Annotated in this window: 17 protein-coding genes; 13 read left to right on the top strand and 4 right to left on the bottom strand. The window is 73.0% G+C overall.

Annotated elements, in window-relative coordinates; all coding sequences use genetic code 11:
* The first annotated feature begins 66 nt into the window (after positions 1–66).
* Together CXY01_RS16135 and CXY01_RS16130 are read left to right on the top strand one after the other, a co-directional pair.
* The gene (locus tag CXY01_RS16135; RefSeq protein ID WP_146929105.1) at positions 67–1587 is read left to right on the top strand and encodes an ABC transporter permease; all 1521 of its coding nucleotides are present in this window, start codon (positions 67–69) and stop codon (positions 1585–1587) included.
* On the top strand, positions 1584–2678 hold the full coding sequence (locus tag CXY01_RS16130) for an ABC transporter permease (RefSeq protein ID WP_146929102.1): 1095 nt from the start codon (positions 1584–1586) through the stop codon (positions 2676–2678). Before CXY01_RS16135 ends, CXY01_RS16130 begins: the two co-directional genes overlap by 4 nt.
* Positions 2679–2701: 23 nt before the next feature.
* Here the strand turns inward: CXY01_RS16130 and CXY01_RS16125 are convergent, their stop codons facing one another.
* Positions 2702–3304: a PH domain-containing protein gene (locus CXY01_RS16125; protein ID WP_186813433.1), complete on the bottom strand. Its 603-nt coding sequence runs from the start codon at positions 3302–3304 to the stop codon at positions 2702–2704.
* 74 nt (positions 3305–3378) lie between these two features.
* Between CXY01_RS16125 and CXY01_RS16120 the strand changes: the two genes are divergently transcribed.
* The 7 genes from CXY01_RS16120 to CXY01_RS16090 all read left to right on the top strand — a co-directional run bounded on the left by CXY01_RS16120 (position 3379) and on the right by CXY01_RS16090 (position 15095).
* Positions 3379–5235, top strand: a complete 1857-nt coding sequence (locus tag CXY01_RS16120; RefSeq protein ID WP_146929094.1) for an ABC transporter ATP-binding protein — start codon at positions 3379–3381, stop codon at positions 5233–5235.
* Positions 5236–5428: 193 nt separating this feature from the next.
* The gene (locus CXY01_RS16115; protein WP_146929091.1) at positions 5429–7234 is read left to right on the top strand and encodes an ABC transporter substrate-binding protein; all 1806 of its coding nucleotides are present in this window, start codon (positions 5429–5431) and stop codon (positions 7232–7234) included.
* Between the two features lie 106 nt (positions 7235–7340).
* Positions 7341–9302 (top strand): translational GTPase TypA, encoded by a 1962-nt coding sequence (typA, locus tag CXY01_RS16110; protein WP_146929088.1) that lies wholly within the window; start codon positions 7341–7343, stop codon positions 9300–9302.
* Between the two features lie 7 nt (positions 9303–9309).
* Positions 9310–10266: a PIG-L family deacetylase gene (locus CXY01_RS16105; protein WP_146929085.1), complete on the top strand. Its 957-nt coding sequence runs from the start codon at positions 9310–9312 to the stop codon at positions 10264–10266.
* A 5-nt stretch (positions 10267–10271) separates the two neighbouring features.
* Positions 10272–10682, top strand: a complete 411-nt coding sequence (locus CXY01_RS16100) for a DUF6113 family protein (protein WP_146929082.1) — start codon at positions 10272–10274, stop codon at positions 10680–10682.
* Positions 10679–11164: a flavin reductase family protein gene (locus tag CXY01_RS16095; protein ID WP_146929079.1), complete on the top strand. Its 486-nt coding sequence runs from the start codon at positions 10679–10681 to the stop codon at positions 11162–11164. Before CXY01_RS16100 ends, CXY01_RS16095 begins: the two co-directional genes overlap by 4 nt.
* A gap of 169 nt (positions 11165–11333) precedes the next feature.
* The gene (locus CXY01_RS16090; RefSeq protein WP_146929076.1) at positions 11334–15095 is read left to right on the top strand and encodes a VanW family protein; all 3762 of its coding nucleotides are present in this window, start codon (positions 11334–11336) and stop codon (positions 15093–15095) included.
* On the opposite strand, the gene CXY01_RS16085 is transcribed toward CXY01_RS16090, so the two are convergent.
* Entirely contained in the window at positions 15096–15368 is a 273-nt protein-coding gene (locus tag CXY01_RS16085) for an LSm family protein (protein WP_146929073.1), read from the bottom strand.
* 84 nt (positions 15369–15452) lie between these two features.
* On the opposite strand from CXY01_RS16085, the gene fdxA reads away from it, so the two are divergent.
* The 3 genes from fdxA (at position 15453) to CXY01_RS16070 (ending at position 18477) form a co-directional block, all read left to right on the top strand.
* On the top strand, positions 15453–15779 hold the full coding sequence (gene fdxA, locus CXY01_RS16080) for a ferredoxin (protein WP_028050935.1): 327 nt from the start codon (positions 15453–15455) through the stop codon (positions 15777–15779).
* Between the two features lie 11 nt (positions 15780–15790).
* Entirely contained in the window at positions 15791–16921 is a 1131-nt protein-coding gene (dapC, locus tag CXY01_RS16075) for a succinyldiaminopimelate transaminase (protein WP_146929070.1), read from the top strand.
* A gap of 230 nt (positions 16922–17151) precedes the next feature.
* Positions 17152–18477: a citrate synthase gene (locus CXY01_RS16070; protein WP_146929067.1), complete on the top strand. Its 1326-nt coding sequence runs from the start codon at positions 17152–17154 to the stop codon at positions 18475–18477.
* Positions 18478–18481: 4 nt separating this feature from the next.
* On the opposite strand, the gene CXY01_RS16065 is transcribed toward CXY01_RS16070, so the two are convergent.
* A complete protein-coding gene (locus CXY01_RS16065) occupies positions 18482–19360 on the bottom strand; it encodes a hypothetical protein (RefSeq protein WP_146929065.1) in 879 nt (292 codons plus the stop codon).
* A complete protein-coding gene (gene dapD / locus CXY01_RS16060) occupies positions 19357–20304 on the bottom strand; it encodes a 2,3,4,5-tetrahydropyridine-2,6-dicarboxylate N-succinyltransferase (RefSeq protein ID WP_146929063.1) in 948 nt (315 codons plus the stop codon). The genes CXY01_RS16065 and dapD overlap by 4 nt, the downstream gene beginning before the upstream one ends.
* Before the next feature lie 44 nt (positions 20305–20348).
* On the opposite strand from dapD, the gene dapE reads away from it, so the two are divergent.
* Entirely contained in the window at positions 20349–21437 is a 1089-nt protein-coding gene (gene dapE / locus CXY01_RS16055) for a succinyl-diaminopimelate desuccinylase (protein ID WP_146929061.1), read from the top strand.
* Positions 21438–21475 lie beyond the last annotated feature (38 nt).

Genomic DNA, 21475 nt, shown 5'->3' with positions numbered 1-21475 from the left:
CGCGGTCGACTCGGGGATACGATCCCCCCGACCCGTGGTGCCCCATCCCAGCGAGGTAGCCCACCCGTGCTGAACTTCCTCCTCCGCCGCATCCTGGCGGGCCTGGCCACCCTCCTGGTGGCCCTCTTCCTCATGTTCCTCCTGGTCGACGCGGCCATCGACCCGCTCCAGGACCTGCAAGAGAGCACCGCACCGAACAAGGCGCAGCTCATCGCCGCGCGCATCGAGCTCCTGAACCTGGACACCAACGTCGTGATCCGGTTCTTCCAGTGGTTCGGCAACCTGCTGACCGGCGACATGGGTGTCGCGTGGCGGTCCATGCAGCCCGTGACCGACCTGCTCGCGCACGCCATCGGCTCGACGCTGCAGCTGGTCACCGCCGCCACGATCCTCTCGCTGGTCATCGGCGTCACGGTCGGCATCGTCAGCGCGCTGCGGCAGTACAGCGGCTTCGACTACGGGATCATCTTCCTGTCGTTCCTGCTCTACTCGCTGCCCTCGTTCTGGGTCGCGGTGCTGCTCAAGCAGTGGGCCGCGATCGGCTTCAACGACTTCCTCAAGGACCCGGTGATCTCCTGGACGGTGATCGCCGCCATCGCGCTGATCGCCGGAGTGTTCTGGTCGCTCGCCGTCGGCGGACGGGCGGCACGCCGCTGGCAGGTCTTCGGCATCGCCTTCGCGGCGACGTTCGGCATGTTCGCCTACCTGCAGCTCTCGGGCTGGTGGGAGCGTCCGCAGATCGGCCCCCTGCTGCTGCTGATCCTCGCCGGCGGCTCCGCCGTCGCGATCGCCGCCGTGTTCGCGGGCCTGCACAACCGCCGCGCCATGTGGACCGGGCTGACGACGGTCGGCGTCGGGCTCGCCCTGTACCTGCCGATGCAGGTCGTCTTCGACTCGATCGACCCGAACAACTGGATCATCTTCGGGTTCGCGCTGGTCGCCATGGCCGTCGGGTTCCTCATCGGCCGGCTCTACGGCGGTCCGGACTGGGGCATCTCCGCCCGCACCGGGGCCGCGGTGGCGTTCATCACCGGCGGGCTGATCTACATCGACCAGGTCATGCAGGTCTGGCCGCCGTACTTCCGGGCGCTGAGCGGACGACCCATCCCGACGTTCGGCGACCGCACCCCGGGGCTGGGCGGCAACTACTGGGTCGGCGTCCTCGACGCGTTCACCCACCTGCTGCTGCCCACCGCGACGCTCGTGCTCATCGCGTTCGCCGCGTACACCCGGTACTCCCGCTCGAGCATGCTCGAGGTGATGAGCCAGGACTACATCCGCACCGCCCGGGCCAAGGGCCTGCCGGAGCGCGCGGTCGTGGTGCGGCACGGGTTCCGCAACACCCTCATCCCGCTCGCGACGATCGTGCCGATCGACATCATCACGCTCATCGGCGGCGCGGTCATCACCGAGGCGGTGTTCGCACGGCCCGGCATGGGCCAGCTGTTCGTGCGCTCCCTCGGTGACGCCGAGATCGAGCCCGTCATGGGCTACCTGCTGATCACGGCGACGCTCGCCATCATCGCCAACATCGTCGCGGACATCGTCTACGCGTCGATCGACCCGAGAATCCGGTTGGACGCATGAGCACCTCCACGAGCCCTGAGACCCCGCCGCCCGTCGACAAGGTCGAGAACGCGATCGAGCTCCAGGACGTCGTCGGGCTGTCCCAGGGGCAGATCGTGCGGCGCCGGTTCTTCCGGCACAAGGGCGCACTCGTCGGTCTCGCGGTCCTGGGTGCGACGATCGTGCTCGCACTCACGTCCGTGGGCTTCGGTCCGATCCCCGGCTGGTGGATGTGGACCGGGTACGAGACTGGCAACCCGATGTCGAACCCGGGCGGGGCGCCGACGCTGTCGGTGTTCCCGCCGGCATGGGGCGACCACCCGTTCGGTCAGGACGAGATCGGCCGCGACATCTTCGCCCGGGTCATGCACGGCGTGCAGACGTCGCTGATGGTCATGTTCGTGATCGGCATCGTGGCCGGCGTGATCGGCGTGCTCGTCGGCTCCGTGGCCGGCTACTTCCGCGGCGGTCGGGACACCGCCCTGATGCGGTTCACCGACCTCGTGATCACCGTGCCGACGATCGTCATCGGCGCCGTGATCGGCAAGCTCTCGGGTCAGATCAGCGCACCGATCTTCGCCATCTCGCTCGGGCTCATCCTGTGGACCACGCTGTCCCGGCTGGTGCGCGGGGAGTTCCTCGCCCTGCGGGAGCGGGAGTTCGTCGACGCGGCGAGGGTCGCCGGAGCCAGCAGCCGCCGGATCATCTTCAAGCACATCCTGCCCAACGCGGTGGGCACCATCATCGTCAGCACCACGCTGCTGATGAGCTCCGCGATCCTGCTGGAGACGGCGCTCTCGTACCTCGGTTTCGGCATCCAGCCGCCGGAGATCTCGCTCGGCCAGATGATCCAGCAGTACCAGCAGGCCTTCTCCACCCGTCCGTGGCTGTTCTGGTGGCCCGGCATCTTCATCGTCATCATCGCGCTGAGCGTGAACTTCATCGGCGACGGGCTGCGGGACGCGTTCGACCCACGGCAGAAGCGGATCCCGTCCGAGCGCAGGATGGCCAAGGCGATGGCGCAGGACGCGTCGGTGGCGCGGACGGGGCTCTCGCCCCTCCCGCAGCAGGCCGGCCACACGAACAACCCCACGGGCGGGTTCGGGCTGTGACCGTGCGCACCCGCGGAGACGCCTCAGGCGGTGGCCAGCACGGCCGCCGCCGCGGCGACGAGCACCAGCAGCGCCGCGATCGTCGCGACGTGCCAGTGGCGCTCGGGACGGATGCCGCCCGCGGTGCGGGCCTGCTCGGCCCCGCGCAGGAAGCCGGCGTCCGACAGGGCGCGGTGGCGGTCGCCGATCGCCGCGGCGACGTCCTCGGCGGTCCCGGGCAGCCGGGCGTCCTTCGTGGGGGTCACGACGCCGTCGTCGTCCCCGCCGCGGCGCATCCGGGCGGCCGTGCCGCTCGACCGCGGTGCCGCCCAGGCGGTCAGGTCACCCTCGGTGGTGTGCAGGACCAGCGACCACTGCACGGTCAGCCCGCGGTAGGTGGGCCAGGGCACGTGCGTGCTGCGCAGCGGGTTGCGGACCAGCACGCCGCCGTCGCTCACCACGACCGCCGGACGCCAGAACAGCACCCAGATGCCGAGCACGACCACACCGGCCAGGGGCAGCGCGCGCACCACCTCACCGAGGCCGTCCTGCACGCCCACGGACACCAGGGCGACGAGCGCGACGACACCCGCGGCCACCGTCAGCGCACGGCCGTACCTCGACGAGAACTCCAGAGTGGGACGCACATGCCCATGCTCGCAGAACCGCAGGTGGGGACAGTCCTGACCGGACGCACCCGCCTGACGCAGGAAGGATCCTGATGGCCATCGACATCTCGGACGCCCCGCCGCCCACCGACACCCGCACGCCCGTGCTGCAGGTGCGGGACCTCGGCGTCGACTTCTACGTGGACGGCACCTGGTACCCGGCCGCGACCGGTATCAGCTACGACGTGCGTCCCGGTGAGGTGCTCGCGATCGTCGGCGAGTCCGGCTCCGGCAAGACGCAGTCGTCGATGGCGCTCATGGGCCTCCTGCCGCCGAACGGCCGCGCGCGCGGCTCCGCGGTGATCGGGGACCGCGAGCTCATCGGGATGCCGTCGCACAAGCTGCGCCGGATCCGCGGCAAGGAGATCGCCATGATCTTCCAGGAGCCGATGACCGCGCTGAACCCGGTCTTCACCATCGGCTTCCAGATCGTCGAGACCCTGCGGACCCACTTCGAGATGGGCCCCGCGGACGCGCGGGTGCGGGCCCTCGAGCTCCTGCGCCTGGTCGAGATCCCGAACCCCGAGACCCGGATCGACGCGTACCCGCACCAGCTGTCCGGCGGCCAGCGCCAGCGCGCGATGATCGCCCAGGCGCTGGCCTGCGACCCGAAGCTGCTGATCGCGGACGAGCCGACGACGGCTCTCGACGTCACGGTCCAGGCCGAGATCCTCAAGCTGATGCGCGACCTGCGCTCGCGCATCGACTCGGGCATCGTGCTCATCACGCACGACATGGGCGTCGTCGCCGACATGGCCGACACGATGATCGTGATGAAGGACGGCAAGGTCGTCGAGCAGGGTGAGGCGCGCCGGCTGTTCGCCGCACCGCAGCACCCGTACACGATCAAGCTGCTCGACGCGGTCCCGCACCTGGGCCGCAGCACCGAGGTGTTGGACGCCGAGCGGTCGCAGGAGTCGGGTACGACCACCGCGGCGCCGGCGGCGGACGCCCCGGTGGCGACCGCCTCGGACCGCGCCGTCGTGCTCGAGGCCGAGAACATGGTCATCGAGTACCCGGGCCGTCGGCGCACTCCCGCCTTCCGTGCCGTCGACGGGGTGGACCTGACCATCCGCGCCGGCGAGGTCGTCGGGCTCGTCGGGGAGTCGGGGTCGGGCAAGACCACCATCGGCCGTGCGGTCGTCGGGCTGCTCCCGGTGACCTCCGGGGCGCTGCGGATCGTCGGCCAGGACATGGTCGGGGCGTCCGCCAAGGACCTCAAGCCGCTGCGCACCAAGGTCGGCATCGTCTTCCAGGACCCGGGCTCGTCGCTCAACCCGCGCCTGCCCATCGGCGAGTCCATCGCCGAGCCGCTGCTGCTGCACCGCGGGCTCAAGGGCGCCGCGATGTCGAAGGCGGTCGAGACGCTGCTGGACCAGGTCCAGCTGCCGCGGGCCATGCGCAACCGGTACCCGCACGAGCTGTCCGGTGGCCAGCGCCAGCGCGTCGGCATCGCCCGGTCGCTGGCCCTCGAGCCGCAGCTGCTGGTGGCCGACGAGCCGACGTCCGCGCTCGACGTCTCGGTGCAGGCGACGGTGCTGGCCCTCTTCCAGGACCTGCAGCGCGAGCACGGCTTCGCGTGCCTGTTCATCAGCCACGACCTCGCCGTCGTCGAGATGCTCGCGGACCGGATCGCGGTCATGCACAACGGCAAGCTGGTCGAGGTGGGCCAGACCGCGCAGGTGGTCAACCACCCGAAGGACCCGTACACCCAGCGGCTGCTCGCGGCCGTGCCGGTGCCGGACCCGGCCGCGCAGCAGGCCCGCCGCGAGGCGCGCGACGCGCTCCTGGAGGCCCAGCGCGAGGAGCTCGAGCGTGACGAGCTGCTGCACGCCCACGACGCCGAGAAGATCGACGCGCACGACATCACCGACGTCGACAACGAGCGGATGACCGGCCGCGGCTTCTGACCGGTCGAACGCCGCGAGCGCCGTCCCCCGCGGGGTCGGCGCTCGCGGCGTCTGCACGCCCGGCGCGTCCGCCCCTCTTCGGCCGGTTCCGACGGATGTGTCCGGCATGGTTGACCTTCAGGTGGAAACGACCGATACCCCGGTGACGAGGTGCGGTGGTCCGCCTCGATGACGTCGGTCCAGGAGGCACGCGGTGGTCAAGGGTTCACGGTTCGGGGTCGTCGCGCTGGTCGCGCTCGTGGCGGTCACCGGCTGCACGCAGGAGCCCCCCCAGCCGGACCGGACCGGCACCGTGGTCGTCACCGTCGGTGCGCCGTTCACGTCGCTGAACGGCGGGACCCCCGAGGGCCGTGCGCCGGGCAGCACGCTGGTCCGCTCCCTGGTGCAGGCGGGGTTCGTCTCGCTCGACGAGGAGGGCACCGCGGTGCTCGACGAGGGCTTCGGCACGGTGGAGAAGGTCAGCGACGCGCCCCTGACCGTGCGGTACACGATCGACCCGTCGGCCACCTGGTCCGACGGCACCCCCGTCACCCCCGCCGACCTGCTGCTCGAGTGGGCGGCGCGCAGCGGCCAGCTGGACGACGTCACGCCCGAGCTCGACGCGCAGGGCGGGATCACGAACGACGACGAGCTCGAGGCGGGCGTGGCGTTCGTGGCGGCGTCCCCGGCCCTCGCGCAGGTGCAGCAGGTGCCGGCGGTGGAGGGCGCGACGCTGACCCTCGTCTACGCGGCACCCGTCGCCGACTGGCAGGTCGCGCTCGACGTCAACCTGCCGGCGCACGTCGTGGGGCAGGTCGCTCTGGGTGTCGAGGACCCGGCCGAGGCGGCGGCCGCGGTCTCGGCGGCCGTCGTCGGGGAGGACAAGGAGGCGCTGCGCTCGATCTCCGCGGCGTGGCGGACGGACTTCGACGCCGACGCGCTCGCGCAGCACGTCGACCAGGCGGTCTCCACCGGGCCGTACGCGGTGGACGTGATCGTCCCGGGCGAGCGCGTCGAGCTGGTCCGCAACGACGAGTACGGGGGCGACGGGGCCGCGAGCTACGACCGCGTGGTGGTGCGGACCGACCTGGAGCCGCTGGCACAGGTCGAGGCCCTGGCCGCCGGGTCGGTCGACGTCGTGGCCCCGACGGACACGCCGGACGTGCTCGACGCGCTGGCGGAGGTCACCGGTGCCGAGGTGCGCACCGGGGGCGACAGCACGCTCCAGCTCCAGCTCCAGGCGGCGGGGGCCGGTGCCTTCGACCCCGCCACGTACGGCGGCGACGCCGCGACGGCGGCCGCGGTGCGCCGGGCGTTCCTGCTGACGGTCCCGCGGGACGCCATCGTCGCGACCGTCGTCGCGCCGCTGTGGTCGGAGGCGGTCGTCGCCACGGCGCTGCTGCCGACCGTCGGGCCGGACGCCGGGGGTGACGTGGTGCCGAGCGGGCCGGCGGACATCGCCGGCGCGCGCCGGCTGCTGGACGAGGCAGGCATCACCGAGCCGGTCACCGTGCAGGTCCTGGTGAACTCGACGGACCCGCTGCGTGCCTCGATGCTCGACCTGATCACCGCGTCGGCGTCGGACGTGGGGTTCGAGGTCGAGCCGTACACCCCGGTCGACGACCTGGGACCGGACCTGGTCGGTGCGCCCGACGCGTGGGACGCGGCGCTGGTACCGGTGCCGCAGTCGGACCTCCCGGTCGACTCGGTCCTGGCGCGGTGGCGGACCGGGGGCGCGACGAACGTCACCGGCTGGTCGGACGCCGCCACGGACGCGGCCGCGGGGACCCTCGCGCAGACCGTGGACCCCGGTGCGGTCGAGGACCCCCTGGAGGCGGTCGCCGACAGCCTCGTCGCCGGGGGTGCCGTGCTCTCGCTGGTGCGGCAGCCCGTCGTCGTCGCGACCCGCGGGTCGGCCGCACCGACCGCCGGGACCACGCCGGCGGCGCCCGACGTGGAGCCGTTGGCGCTGGGCCGGGCCGACCTGACGTCGTGGTGGGCCTGGGCCCGCGCCGACTGACGTGGGTCTGGTCACCTTCTGACGCGGGTGTACGGGTGTGCGGGTAGAATCGATCGGCGCGGCCGACGACTCGGCGCGCTCCCCACCTTCTGAGATGAGTTCCCCCATGTCTGAGCCCACGACCGTGCCCGAGACTGTGCCGACGTCGTCGGCGGGCACGAGCGTGCGCGGCGACCTGCGCAACGTCGCCATCGTCGCGCACGTCGACCACGGCAAGACCACGCTCGTCGACGCGATGCTGTGGCAGTCCGGGTCGTTCGGGTCCCACGCCCACGTGGACGAGCGCGCGATGGACTCCGGCGACCTGGAGCGCGAGAAGGGGATCACGATCCTCGCCAAGAACACGGCGATCCGGTACACCGGACCCGCGGCGGCGGAGATCGGTCAGCCCGACGGCATCACCATCAACGTCATCGACACCCCCGGCCACGCCGACTTCGGCGGCGAGGTCGAGCGCGGGCTGTCGATGGTCGACGGTGTCGTCCTGCTGGTCGACGCGAGCGAGGGCCCGCTGCCGCAGACGCGCTTCGTGCTGCGCAAGGCGCTCGTCGCCAAGCTCCCCGTGATCCTCGTCGTGAACAAGACCGACCGCCCCGACGCGCGCATCACCGACGTCGTGCACGAGGCGACGGACCTCCTCCTGGGCCTGGCGTCCGACCTGCACGAGGACGTCCCGGACCTGGACCTCGACGCCATCCTCGACGTCCCGGTCGTGTTCGCCGCCGCGAAGGCCGGCCGCGCGTCGCTCAACCAGCCGGCCGACGGTGGCCTGCCGGACGCGGAGAACCTCGAGCCGCTGTTCAAGACCATCCTCGAGCGGATCCCCGCCCCCACCTACACCGAGGGCGCGCCGCTGCAGGCGCACGTCACCAACCTCGACGCCTCGCCGTTCCTCGGCCGCCTCGCGCTGCTGCGCGTGTTCAACGGCACGATCCGCAAGGGCCAGACGGTCGCGTGGGCCAAGGCCGACGGCACCCTGGCGAACGTCAAGATCACCGAGCTGCTGGAGACCAAGGCGCTCGAGCGGGTCAGCACCGAGTCCGCGGGCCCCGGGGACATCGTCGCCGTCGCCGGCATCGAGAACATCACCATCGGCGAGACCCTCACGGACCCCGACGACCCGCGTCCGCTGCCGCTGATCACGGTCGACGACCCGGCGATCTCGATGACCATCGGCATCAACACCTCGCCGCTGGCCGGTCGCGGCGGCAAGGGCCACAAGGTCACCGCCCGCCAGGTCAAGGACCGCCTCGACAAGGAGCTCGTCGGCAACGTCTCGCTCCGCGTCGTGCCCACCGAGCGCCCCGACGCCTGGGAGGTCCAGGGCCGTGGCGAGCTGGCGCTGGCCATCCTGGTCGAGCAGATGCGCCGCGAGGGCTTCGAGCTGACCGTCGGCAAGCCGCAGGTGGTCACCAAGAAGATCGACGGCAAGGTGCACGAGCCCGTCGAGCGGATGACCATCGACGTCCCCGAGGAGTACCTCGGTGCCGTGACGCAGCTGCTCGCGCAGCGCAAGGGCCGCATGGAGACCATGTCGAACCACGGCACCGGCTGGGTCCGCATGGAGTTCCTGGTCCCCGCACGCGGCCTCATCGGCTTCCGCACGCGCTTCCTCACGGACACCCGCGGCACCGGCATCGCCTCGTCGATCGCCGAGGGCTACGAGCCCTGGGCCGGCACCATCGAGACGCGCATCAACGGCTCGCTGGTCGCGGACCGCTCCGGACCGGTCACGCCGTTCGCCATGATCAACCTGCAGGAGCGCGGCTCGTTCTTCGTCCAGCCCACGCAGGAGGTCTACGAGGGCCAGATCGTGGGCGAGAACTCGCGCAACGAGGACATGGACGTGAACATCACCAAGGAGAAGAAGCTGACCAACATGCGGTCGGCCACCGCGGACAACTTCGAGAACCTCATCCCCCCGCGCAACCTGACGCTGGAGGAGTCCTTGGAGTTCGCCCGCGAGGACGAGTGCGTCGAGGTGACGCCGGAGATCGTGCGCATCCGCAAGGTCGTGCTGGACCAGACCGAGCGCGCGCGCATCACGGCCCGCTCGAAGCGCGCCTGATCCCTCGATGGTGACGTCGGGCGGGCTCCTCGCCGTCCACGCCCACCCCGACGACGAGTCGCTGGCGACCGGCGCGCTGCTGGCCACGTGGGCAGCCGCCGGTCGGCCGGTCACCGTCGTGACCTGCACCCGCGGGGAGCGCGGCGAGGTCATCGGCAAGCGCCTGGCGCACCTCGAGGGGGACGGTCCGGCGCTCGCCGAGCACCGTGACCGCGAGCTGGGCAGGGCACTGGCCGCCCTCGGCGTGCGGGACCGCGGGTACCTCGACTCCATCCCCGGTGGGACGCGCGAGCGGTTCCAGGACTCCGGCATGGCGTGGGTGGGCACCGGCCGGGCCGGGCTTCCCGACGAGGTCCCCGACGGGGCGTTCGTCGGCGTCGGGCTCGAGGAGGCCGCCGAGCGGCTGGCCCGCGTGATCCGCTCCCGTCGCCCGGACGTGGTCGTCACGTACGAGCCCGGCGGCGGCTACGGCCACCCCGACCACGTCCGCACCCACGAGGTCACGCAGTGGGCCGTCGACTTCGCCGCGGCCCGGGCCGACGACGCCGCACCGGCGTTCGCCGTGCCGGTGGTGCTCTGGTCCGTCCAGGGGCGGCTCGCCCTGCAGCGCGGCATGCGGGCCCTGCGTGACGAGGCGGTGCTGGCCGCGCTCGGCTCGCTGCACGACGACCTGGACCTGCCGGACCCCGCCGCGGAGCTGCCGTCGGTCGCCGTCCCCGACGACGAGATCGAGCTCGAGGTCGACGTGCTCCCCGTGCGCGACCGCGTGCTGGACGCCCTGCGCTCGCACGTCACGCAGGTCCAGGCGATCCGGGCCGTCGACGACGACCGCGGCCTCGTCGCCTGCTACGCCCTGAGCAACCGGGTGCTCGCGCCGATCCTGCCCGCCGAGGCGTACCAGCGGGGGACCGGCGGCTCGGGAGCCGACGTCGTCTGGCCCGCCGGCGTCCGCCCGGTAACGTGACGAGCGTGCATCGCCTCTCCGCCGGCGCGATCGGCTCCGCCGCCGCGTCCCTCGTGCTCGGGGTCCTCATCGGCACCCTCGGCACCGTGCTGCACCGCAGCATCCCGCCGTGGGGGCTCGTCATCTGCCTCACCCTCGCGTTCGTCGCCGCGGTCACCGTCCGTGCGTGGACCGGGTACGTCGCGCTCGCCGGTTACGCGGTCGGCCTCGCCGGCACCGTCCTGCTCCTCACCCAGCGCGGGCCGGGCGGCGACGTCCTCGCGCCCGACGGGCAGGCGATCGGCTGGCTGTGGGTCCTCGGCTCCATCGCCGTGCTGGTCGTCGCCGCGCTCCTGCCCCGAGGCCCGTTCGACGACCGCCCCCGCGCACCGCGCACGCCGACCGTCGAGCACGAGCTCGTGGACCCGGCTCCGTGACCGACCCGGACACCTTCCGCTCCGCCGTCGCTCGGCTCCCCGCGGGGGTCGCCGTCATCACGCTGCGCTGGCGGGGCACCCTGCACGCCATGACGGCCAGCGCGATCACGTCGGTCTCCCTCGAGCCGCCGATGCTCCTGTTCTGCGTGCACGCCGACGCCCGGTTCCGCGACGCGCTCGACGACGTCGACACCTGGTCCGTCAGCGTCCTCGCCGACGACCAGGCACCCACGGCGGACTGGCTCGCCTCGCCCGGCAGGCCCGCCGTCGACCAGCTCGCGCGCGTCCCGCACCGGCCGGCACCCGTCGCCGACGCGGTGTGGGTCGACGGCGCCGCCGCGTGGTTCGACTGCCGGACCGAGTCCGTGCACCGGGCCGGGGACCACGACGTCGTCGTCGGCTCCGTGCTCGTCGCCGAGCAGGGTCGGGCAGGGGCGGGCGGTCTCGTCCACCTGCGCGGACGGCTGCACGGGGTTCGCTGAGACGGCTTCCGCCGACCCCTCGACGGGTCGTTCGCCAACCCTGCAGGTCTCGCCGCGAGGCGTGACGGGTGAGAACGACCGTCCGTGCGGTGACCGCGCCAATTCGGTTCGCCCAGGCACGTAGACTCGCGCGGACGCGTTGTGCGTGTGTGGAGCAGCGGGGGAGCGGATGACGAACGGCACCGAGCGCGACGAGCCTGGACAGCGCAGCGAGGACGGGCCCGAGGGCGCCGGTACCGCGGAGAGCGACCGTCCGTCGTCGGACCCGGTCTGGCCGGTGTGGGGCGGCGGCGTCGCCGAGCCCGTGGCTCCGACGGACGAGCAGTCCGGCGACGGCCTCGCCGAGTCCGCCGTCGACGAGACGGCTTCGTCCGAGACGGCACCGGACGCGGCCGCTGCTTCTGACGACGCCGTTGCCTCGGAGGACGCCGTTGCTTCGGACGTTGTCGCCGACCAGGCCGCGCGTTCTGAGGTTGTCGCCGAGCAGGCCGTCAGCTCCGCCGACGAGGGCGGTCCGTCGGACGTCGCCGCTGACCGGACCGCCTCCGAGCCGGACGCCGACGCGGCAGCGGACGGAACCACCGCGGACGAGGTGGCTCCCGTGGAGCCGCCCGAGGTCGCGCCCGCCGCCGAGACGGGCGACGTCGAGCTCGCCGACGAGTCACCTGATGTCGCGCCCGCCGACCAGGCGGACGACGTCGTTCCTGCTGACATGCCCGGTGATGCCGCTGCCGCACAGGTCGCTTCCGAGGAAGCCGCCGCGGCGCCTGCCGCTCCGGACGAGCCTGCCGCCGCGCCTGCTGGTCCGGCTGAGCCCGACGCCGCACCCGTCGCTGGTGATGAGGCTGCCGACGAGTCACCCGCGGAGGTGACGCCTGCGGACGAGCCCGACGCACAGGACGGATCGCTGGTGGAGCCGGCGGCGCAGGACGCTTCGGCCGACGAGTCCGCAGCGCCAGACGCATCCTTGGTGGAGCCCGTTGCACCGGATGCATCGGTGGTGGAGCCGCCGGCACAGGACGCGTCGGCCGACGAGCCCGGTGCGCAGGACGCATCGGTCGCCGAGCCGGTCTCAGACGACGCGTCGGTCGTCGAGCCGGTCGCCGACGTCAGCTCCGTCGCCGAGGGCACCTCCGTCGAGGAGCCGGTCGAGGACGGCGGATCCGGCGACGACTCCGCCGCTGACGAGAGCCCCCTCGTCGTCGGAACCGTCTCGGACACCTCGACCGAGCAGCAGCCCGTCGACGCGGCGAACGCCGACGAGCGGACCGCCGACCAGCCGGGTGCCGACCCTGCGGTGGAGGACGGGACGGCCGCCCGCCCGCTGCACGCCGCCGAGGTGACGGAGCCCGACCAGTCCGGGTCGCACGCCCCCGAGGAAGCCGCAGTTGAGTCGCGCGCCTCCGAGGAAGCCGCAGTTGAGTCGCTCGCTTCCGAGGAAGCCACAGGCGGGACGAGCGCCTCCGAGGAAGCCGCAGGCGAGTCGAGCGTCTCCCGGGAAACCGCAGCCGGGCCCACGACGGCGCCTTCCGCGCAGACCCAGGAACCGACGGTGACCGAACCGCCGGCGAGCAGGTCCACCGGGCGGGACGACGCCACGGCTGTCATGGCACCGGTCGCCGCCGAGTCGTCGGACCCGGACCCGGGGACGCCTCCTGCCTCGACCTCGCCGAGCTCCGCTCAGGCCTCACCTCCGGCCCCGGTCGGGACGCTCGCGGGCGCGGTCACCCGCACGGTGCCGGCATCGGCACCAGCGACGGTCGCGCCGACGCCTTCCGGACCGGTGCCGCCGCCCGCGAGCGGAGACGCGACGACCTCTGCAGGGACCACCGCCGCGGCAGCCGCCGCTGCGGCCGCTACGGCGACGGCCGCATCAGCCGCGTCGACGGACGCCGCTGCCGGGCCGAGCAGCGCCGCCGGAGCAGCGCCGAAGGGCGCCGCAGCCGCGCCGACCAGCGCAGCCGCGCCGACCAGCGCAGCCGCAGCCGCACCGGGCGCCGCCGCACCCGCACCGAACAGCGCCGCAGCAGCAGCGGCGGGCGCCGCAGCAGCAGCGACCGGCGCCGCCGCGGCCTCGCCCACGAGCGCCGCGACGGCCCGGCCGACCGCCGCGCCGGCAGCCGCGTCCGGAACGGCGCGACCCTCGGTCCAGCCGCAGGCACCGATCCCGTCGGGGCCGGTCCCGCCGTCGGAGCGCAACGAGTCGCCCCTCGACGTGTTCGAGGCGGAGGACGGCAAGCGGCGCTGGCCCAAGCGGCTGCTGATCGTGGCCGCCGTCATCGTGGCCCTGGGTGCCGTGTACGTGGGTGCGTCGTACGCGCTCGCGGACCGGGTGCCGCACGGCGCGACGGTCGCCGGGGTCGACATCGGCGGACTGACGTCCGGCGAGGCGGTCGCCCGGCTGGACGAGGAGCTCGCGGACGCCACGACCCAGCCGATCGAGGTGGTCGCGAACGACGTCCAGGCGACGGTGGACCCGACGGCGGCCGGGCTGACGTTCGACGCCGAGGCGACGGTCGACGAGCTGACGGGCGTGGACCTCGCGGAACCGGGTCGTCTGTGGGCGCACCTGGCGGGTGTGGGGGCGCAGGACCCGGTGACGGCGGTCGACGACGACGCGCTGTCGGCGGCGATCGGTGACCTGAGCACGTCGCTGGCGCTGGCGCCGGTGGACGGCACGGTGGTGTTCGTCGACTCGACCCCGCAGTCGACGGCGGCGGTGGACGGCTGGAACCTGGACCAGCCGGGTGCCGCGGACGTGCTGGCGTCGGACTGGCTGGTCGCTGCGCGGCCGATCGAGCTGCCGACGGCGACGGTGGCCCCCGACATCACGCAGGAGGAGACGGAGGCCGCGCTCGTGGAGGCGCGGCAGGTGACGTCGGCTCCGGTGACGGTCTCGGTGGCGGGTCAGAGCGCGCTGCTCGATTCGCCCACGCTGGCCGCGAACTCGTCGTTCGTCCCGGTGGACAGCGCCCTGGCGCTGCAGATGAACGGTGAAGGGCTCGCGGCGGTCGTCCTCGCCCAGCTGCCGGGTCTGCTGACCGAGTCGGCGGACGCCCACTTCGAGTTCGTCAACGACGCACCGGTGATCATCCCCGGCATACCCGGGACGTCGCTGGACCCGGCGGCCCTGGCGGAGAGCGTCGCCGCGGCGACCACGGCGCCCGACCGCACGGCGCCCGTCGAGCTGGTCCAGGCCGACCCGGCGGAGTCGACGGCCGAGCTCGAGGCGCTGGGCGTCAAGGAGATCGTCTCGGAGTTCTCCACGCCGCTGAACAGCGAGCCGCGCCGCACGGTGAACATCACGAACGGCGCGAGCAAGATCAGCGGCACCCTGATCCGCCCCGACGAGACGTTCAGCCTGACGGAGGCCCTCGGCCCGATCGACGCCGCGCACGGGTACGTCGAGGCGGGCGCGATCGTCAGCGGGGAGCACACGGACGCCTGGGGCGGCGGCCTGAGCCAGGTGTCGACGACCACGTACAACGCGGCGTTCCTCGCGGGCTTCGAGGACGTCGAGCACCGTCCCCACAGCGAGTGGTTCGCGCGGTACCCGGAGGGCCGCGAGGCGACGATCTTCACCGGGACGCTGGACATGCGGTGGAAGAACAACACGCCGTACGGGGCCCTGGTCCAGGCGTGGGTCTCCGACGGGCGCGTGTACGTCCGGGTGTGGGGCACGAAGCACTGGACGGTCGAGTCGATCACGAGCCCGCGGTCCGGGGTGGTCGCACCGACGACGGTGTACTCGCAGTCGCCCACGTGCGAGCCGCAGGGCGCCGGCAACCCGGGCTTCTCCGTCACCGTGACGCGCAAGACGTACCTGAACGGCGTCCTGGAGAAGACGGAGTCCAACTCCTGGCGCTACAAGCCGCAGAACAAGGTCATCTGCGGCGCACCGCCGGCGGCCACGCCACCGGCCACGCCGTAGTCACGCGCCCGTCGGCCGGTGTCGCCGGTCGACGGGCGCGGCCGGCACCAGCTTGGTGAGCACGATGTCGTCGGCCGGCACCCGCACGTCGCCGCGCCGCGTCCGCACCAGGACACCGTCGTCGTCGACGGCGATCAGCTCGCCGAGCACGTCGGTGAGCGGCGGCGCGTGCAGGTCCGGGTGCTCCGGGTGCGGTTCGGGAAGGTCGTCGCGCACGCGACGCACGACGACGCGCACGCCGGGCGACCAGCTGCGCCAGCCCCCCGGGCTCACGGGTGTCCCTGTGATGGACACCGCGTCGCCAGCCTGCGCATGTGAGCGATACTAGGAGCACCCCTGGCCTGTGGAGGACCCACCGTGACGTATGTGATCGCCGAGCCTTGCGTGGACGTCAAGGACAAGGCGTGCATCGAGGAATGTCCCGTGGACTGCATCTACGAGGGCAAGCGATCGCTGTACATCCACCCTGACGAGTGCGTCGACTGCGGTGCGTGCGAGCCCGTCTGCCCGGTCGAGGCGATCTACTACGAGGACGACGTCCCCGAGCAGTGGACCGAGTACTACAAGGCGAACGTCGAGTTCTTCGACGACCTCGGCTCGCCGGGCGGTGCCGCGAAGATGGGTGAGATCGACAAGGACCACCCGATCATCGCGACACTCCCGCTGCGCGTGCACGGCGACTGACGCCCGCCCCGGTGGGCCTGCTCGCCGGCTCGTTGCCGGACTTTCCCTGGGACACCCTGACGCCGTTCGCCGAGCGCGCTCGCGCGTACCCGGGCGGCATCGTGGACCTGTCCGTCGGCACGCCCGTCGACCCGACGCCCGAGCTCGTGGGCGACGCGTTGGCGGCGGCGGCGGACTCGCCGGGCTACCCGACGACGCACGGCACGCCGGCGCTGCGGCAGGCGGTGGTCGACTGGTTCGCCCGTCGGCGCGGTGTCCGCGGCCTGGACCCGGCGGCGGTCCTGCCCACGGTCGGCTCCAAGGAGCTGGTGGCGTTCCTGCCGTCCTTGCTGGGCCTCGGCGCGGGAGACGTGGTGCTGCACCCGTCGGCGGCGTACCCGACGTACGACGTCGGGGCGCGGCTGGCGGGCGCGACACCCGAGCCCACGGACGACCCGGCCGCCCGCCTCGCGCAGGGTGACGACGTCCGGCTGGTCTGGCTGAACTCCCCGGGCAACCCGGACGGCTCCGTGCTGGGCGTGGACCAGCTGCGTGCGGTCGTCGACGCGGCGAGGACCTCCGCCCGGCCCGTCGTCGTCGCGTCCGACGAGTGCTACGCCGAGCTGGCGTGGGACGAGCCGTGGGCGTCGGCCGGCGTGCCGAGCATCCTCGACCCCCGCGTGACCGGCGGGGACCTCACCGGTCTGCTCGCGGTGTACTCGCTGTCGAAGCAGTCCAACCTGGCGGGCTACCGGTCGTCCTTCGTCGCGGGCGACCCCGCGCTCGTCGCGCGGCTGCTGGAGGTGCGCAAGCACGCCGGGATGATCGTCCCCGGCCCGGTGCAGGCCGCGACGACGGCGGCGCTGGGCGACGACGAGCACGTCGCCGCGCAACGGGTGGTCTACGGGCGCCGGCGCCGGGTGCTGCGAGCAGCGCTCGAGGGCGCGGGGTACGCGGTGGACCGCTCGCACGCCGGCCTGTACCTCTGGGTCCGCCCCGAGTCCGGTGCCCAGGACAGCTGGGCGACGGTCGCGGACCTGGCCGGTCTCGGGATCCTGGTCGCACCGGGCGCGTTCTACGGGGACCCGGAGCACGTGCGCGTGGCCCTGACCGCCTCCGACGACAAGATCGCGGAGGCCGCGGCGCGGCTCTCCGGGGCGTGAGCCGGGCGTGTGCGGCGCCTCGATGAGGGACTCTGCACAGGTGTGATCGTCGTCACAGCAGCACCAACGTCTCGTCGAGGATTGGTCACGGAACGGTTCGCGCGGGTACCGTCGATCCACGCCAACGAGGGCACGCACGCGCAGGCCCAGCCGGCCCATCCAGCGCAGTCGCCGACGACCGGACGCCACGGGACATCCCCGTCACCCGGGAGTCGCAGGAGAGGAACACCATGTCCGACGTCGCCACCCCTGTGCCGGTTCACGCGCCCGTCCACCAGCCTGTCCAGCTGATCGTCGAGGGACAGTCGAAGGACCTGCCGATCGTGACCGCGACCGAGGGCAACGACGGCATCGTCGTCTCCTCGCTGCTGCGCGACACGGGCATGGTCACCGTGGACCCGGGCTTCATGAACACCGCGTCGTGCGAGTCGCAGATCACGTACATCGACGGCGACGAGGGCATCCTGCGCTACCGCGGGTACCCGATCGAGCAGCTGGCCGAGCACTCCACGTTCCTCGAGGTCGCGTACCTGCTGATCCACGGCGCGCTGCCGACGAAGAGCGAGCTCGACGCGTTCGAGGAGCGGGTCAACCGCCACACGCTGGTGCACGAGGACTTCCGCACGTTCATGGGGACGTTCCCGCGCCACGCGCACCCGATGGCGGTCATGGCGTCGGCGATCAACGCGCTGTCCACGTTCTACCCGGAGTCGCTGGACCCGCACGACCCCGAGACGGTCGAGCTGGCCACGGTGCTGATCCTGGCCAAGACGCGGACCATCACGTCGTACGTGCACCGGGCGTCCAAGGGCGAGCCGCTGCTCTACCCGGACTACTCGCGCGGGTACGTCGAGGACTTCCTGCGGATGACGTTCGCGGTGCCGTACCAGCAGTACGAGGCGGACCCGACGGTGGTGGCGGCGCTCGACCAGCTGCTGATCCTGCACGCGGACCACGAGCAGAACTGCTCCACGTCGACGGTGCGCATCGTCGGCTCCAGCCAGGCCAACCTGTACGCGTCGGTCGCGGCCGGCATCAACGCGCTGTCCGGCCCGCTGCACGGCGGCGCCAACGAGGCCGTGCTGAAGATGCTCACGGAGATCCAGGCGGACGGTGGCGACGCCACCAACTTCATGAAGCGCGTGAAGGACAAGGAGCCGGGCGTCCGGCTCATGGGCTTCGGGCACCGGGTCTACAAGAACTACGACCCGCGCGCGGCGATCGTGAAGAAGAGCGCGGACTCGGTGCTGTCCGCCCTCGGCGGCAACGACGAGCTGCTCGACCTGGCGATGGGCCTCGAGGAGATCGCGCTCTCCGACGACTACTTCATCTCCCGCAAGCTCTACCCGAACGTCGACTTCTACACGGGTCTGATCTACAAGGCGATGGGCTTCTCCGAGGAGATGTTCACGCCGCTCTTCGCGCTGGGCCGGATGCCCGGCTGGATCGCCCAGTGGCGCGAGATGATGACCGACCCGCAGACGAAGATCGGCCGTCCGCGGCAGATCTACACGGGCGCCACGTCGCGCGACTACACCGAGCTGGACGCCCGCTAGCCCGTCAGCCCGCGAGGGTCAGGCGCACCGTCCCCGCGGGGACGGGCGTCTCCGACGGGGTCCACGCCCCCTCGACGCGGTCCCAGGTGCGGTCGGCGACGGCCACGGACGTCACCGCGAGCGGCTGGGCGACGGACACGGCCCACTGCGCGACGGCCCAGTCGAGCCGGGTGCGGTCCGCGGGCGCCCCGAGGGCGGAGGTGTCGACGAGCAGCGCACCGGCCGCGTCCGCGACGACCGGCAGGGCGCCGAGGTCGCGGTGCACGCGGGCGGTCGCCGCGTCGGCCGAGGCTGCGGCCGGGTCGGCCTCGTCCAGCCGGCAGGTGAGCGTCGCGGGGGACCAGCCGGTGAGGGCGGACGCCCAGGCGCGCGAGCGTGTCTCGTGCTGCGCGTACGCGTCGGGGAAGCCGGATCGCTGCACCGCCTGCGCCGCCTCCGTGACGGGCAGGTCCTCATAGCCCTCGACCGTGACGAGGCCGTCGTAGAACCGGCCGGTCGCGTACACGGGGTCCTGCACCTGCTCAGGGGTGCCCCAGCCCTGCGACGGGCGCTGCTGGAACAGCCCGAGGCTGTCGCGGTCGCCGTAGTCGACGTTGACCAGCCGGGACTCCTGCAGGGCCGTGGCCAGGGCGATCGTCACCGCGCGGGCAGGCAGCCCGCGCTGGACGCCCGTGGCGGCGATCAGGCCGGCGTTCTGGGCCTGGTCGGGGCTGAGCCGCCACCGGGTGCCGTCCAGCTCGGCGACGCACTGCTGCGCCGTGGGCGGCCCCGGGTTCAGCCGCGTCAGGGCGGTGACCACTCCGACGGTCCCGGCGACCAGCACACCGGCCGCGACGACGACGGCGACGCCGGCCCGGCGCGCCCGCCGACGCCGGGCGCTCACTCGTTGGCGTGCAGCGTCGCGTTCAGCTGCACGCCCGAGCCGGCACGGGCGACGGCCTCGACGCCTCCGGTGAGGGAGTTGCGGCGGAACAGCACACCGTCGCGACCGGCCAGCTCACGGGCCTTGACCACGCGCGGCGCGTCCTCGAAGCCGACGAGGGCGACCTTGGTGCCCGCGGTGACGTAGAGCCCGGCCTCGACCACGCAGTCGTCGCCGAGCGGGATGCCGACCCCGGCGTTGGCCCCGAGCAGGGTGCGGCGACCGATGGAGACGACCTCCCGGCCGCCGCCGGACAGGGTGCCCATGATCGAGGCGCCGCCGCCGACGTCCGACCCGTCCCCGACGACGACCCCGGCCGAGATGCGGCCCTCGACCATCGACGTGCCGAGCGTCCCGGCGTTGAAGTTGACGAAGCCCTCGTGCATGACGGTGGTGCCCGCCGCGAGGTGCGCGCCGAGGCGGACACGGTCGGCGTCGGCGATCCGCACCCCGGAGGGCACGACGTAGTCGACCATGCGCGGGAACTTGTCGACGCCGAGCACCGTGACGGGCACCCCGGTGGCCGCACGGAGGCGGCCGCGCGTCTCCTCGAAGCCGTCGGCGGCGCACGGCCCGCGGTCGGTCCACACGACGTTCGGCAGGACGCCGAACAGCCCGTCGAGGTTCTGCCCGTGCGGCTGGACCAGGCGGTGGGAGAGCAGGTGGAGCCGCAGGTACGCGTCGGCCGTGTCGGCGGGCGGCGTGTCCAGGTCGACCGTCGTGCGGACGACCTCCACGCGGACGCCGCGGGCGGCGTCGACGCGCTCGGCACCGGTCAGCGAGGCGGGCGCGGACACGTCGGGGTCGGGCGAGCCCAGGGCGGGGGCCGGGTACCAGACGTCGAGGGTGGTGCCGTCGTCGGTCACCGTGGCCAGGCCGAATCCCCAGGCCGTCCGTGCAGTCATGGCGACAACCCTAGGTCACCTGACGGTCGGGCTAGGGTCGCGTCGTGGACACCGCCCTGGACCTGTCGTCCGATCTCGTCTCCCTCACGCGTGCCGTGTGCGACCTGCCGTCGGTGAGCGGTGACGAGCGTGCGCTCGCCGACGCGATCGAGACCGCCCTGCGCCGGTACGCGCACCTCGAGGTGCTCCGCGACGGTGACGCGGTCGTCGCCCGCACGAACCTCGGCCGCTCGTCGCGCGTGGTCATCGCGGGCCACATCGACACGGTGCCGATCGCGGACAACCTGCCCACCCGGCTCGTCGGCGAGGGTGCGCAGGCGGAGCTGTGGGGCCGCGGCACGGTCGACATGAAGGGCGGCGTGGCGGTGCAGCTGGCGCTCGCGGCGGAGCTGAGCGAGCCGACGCGCGACGTGACGTGGGTCTTCTACGACCACGAGGAGGTCGCCGCCGAGCTCAACGGCCTGGGCCGGATCGTGCGCGAGCACCCGGACTGGGTGACGGGCGACTTCGCGATCCTCGGCGAGCCGACGAACGGGGGCATCGAGGGCGGCTGCAACGGCACGCTGCGGGCGGAGGTCCGGCTCACCGGTGTCGCCGCCCACTCGGCGCGCGCGTGGATGGGCGTCAACGCGATCCACGCCGCCGGTGAGGTCCTGCGCCGGCTGGAGGCCTACACGCCCCGGGACGTCGAGGTCGACGGGCTGGTCTACCGGGAGAGCCTCAACGCGGTGCTCGTCTCCGGGGGCACCGCCGCCAACGTCATCCCGGACTCCTGCGTGGTCACGGTGAACTACCGCTTCGCGCCGTCGGCGGGGGTCGAGCAGGCGTCGGCCCACGTGCGCGAGCTGTTCGCCGGGTATGACGTCGTGATCGTCGACGCCGCACCCGGTGCGCGGCCCGGCCTGGACGACCCGCTCGCGCAGGAGTTCGCCGACTCGGTGCTGGCGATCACGGGCGGCGCACCTGCGGCCAAGTACGGCTGGACCGACGTCGCGCGGTTCTCCGAGCTCGGGGTGCCCGCGGTGAACTTCGGTCCGGGCGACCCGCTGCTGGCGCATAAGGACGACGAGCGGTGCGTCGTCGGCCAGATCACCGTGGTGCACGCGGCGCTGCGGGACTGGCTGACCGCCTGAGTGAACGGCGGGCGTCGCCGACGGGAACCGTCCGTCGC

The sequence above is a fragment of the Cellulomonas xylanilytica genome, assembly GCF_007989805.1.
In the GTDB taxonomy this organism is placed as follows: domain Bacteria; phylum Actinomycetota; class Actinomycetes; order Actinomycetales; family Cellulomonadaceae; genus Cellulomonas; species Cellulomonas xylanilytica.
The sequence above is the reverse complement of the archived record's forward strand: the minus strand, read 5'-3'. Positions and strand labels throughout refer to the sequence as shown.

Coding starts and splice junctions, on each gene's coding strand:
- CXY01_RS16105 (WP_146929085.1), top strand. CDS start 9,310: ATGGTGACGTCGGGCGGGCTCCTCGCCGTCCACGCCCACCCCGACGAC.
- dapD (WP_146929063.1), bottom strand. CDS start 20,304: ATGACTGCACGGACGGCCTGGGGATTCGGCCTGGCCACGGTGACCGAC.
- CXY01_RS16130 (WP_146929102.1), top strand. CDS start 1,584: ATGAGCACCTCCACGAGCCCTGAGACCCCGCCGCCCGTCGACAAGGTC.
- CXY01_RS16090 (WP_146929076.1), top strand. CDS start 11,334: ATGACGAACGGCACCGAGCGCGACGAGCCTGGACAGCGCAGCGAGGAC.
- typA (WP_146929088.1), top strand. CDS start 7,341: ATGTCTGAGCCCACGACCGTGCCCGAGACTGTGCCGACGTCGTCGGCG.
- CXY01_RS16070 (WP_146929067.1), top strand. CDS start 17,152: ATGTCCGACGTCGCCACCCCTGTGCCGGTTCACGCGCCCGTCCACCAG.
- CXY01_RS16120 (WP_146929094.1), top strand. CDS start 3,379: ATGGCCATCGACATCTCGGACGCCCCGCCGCCCACCGACACCCGCACG.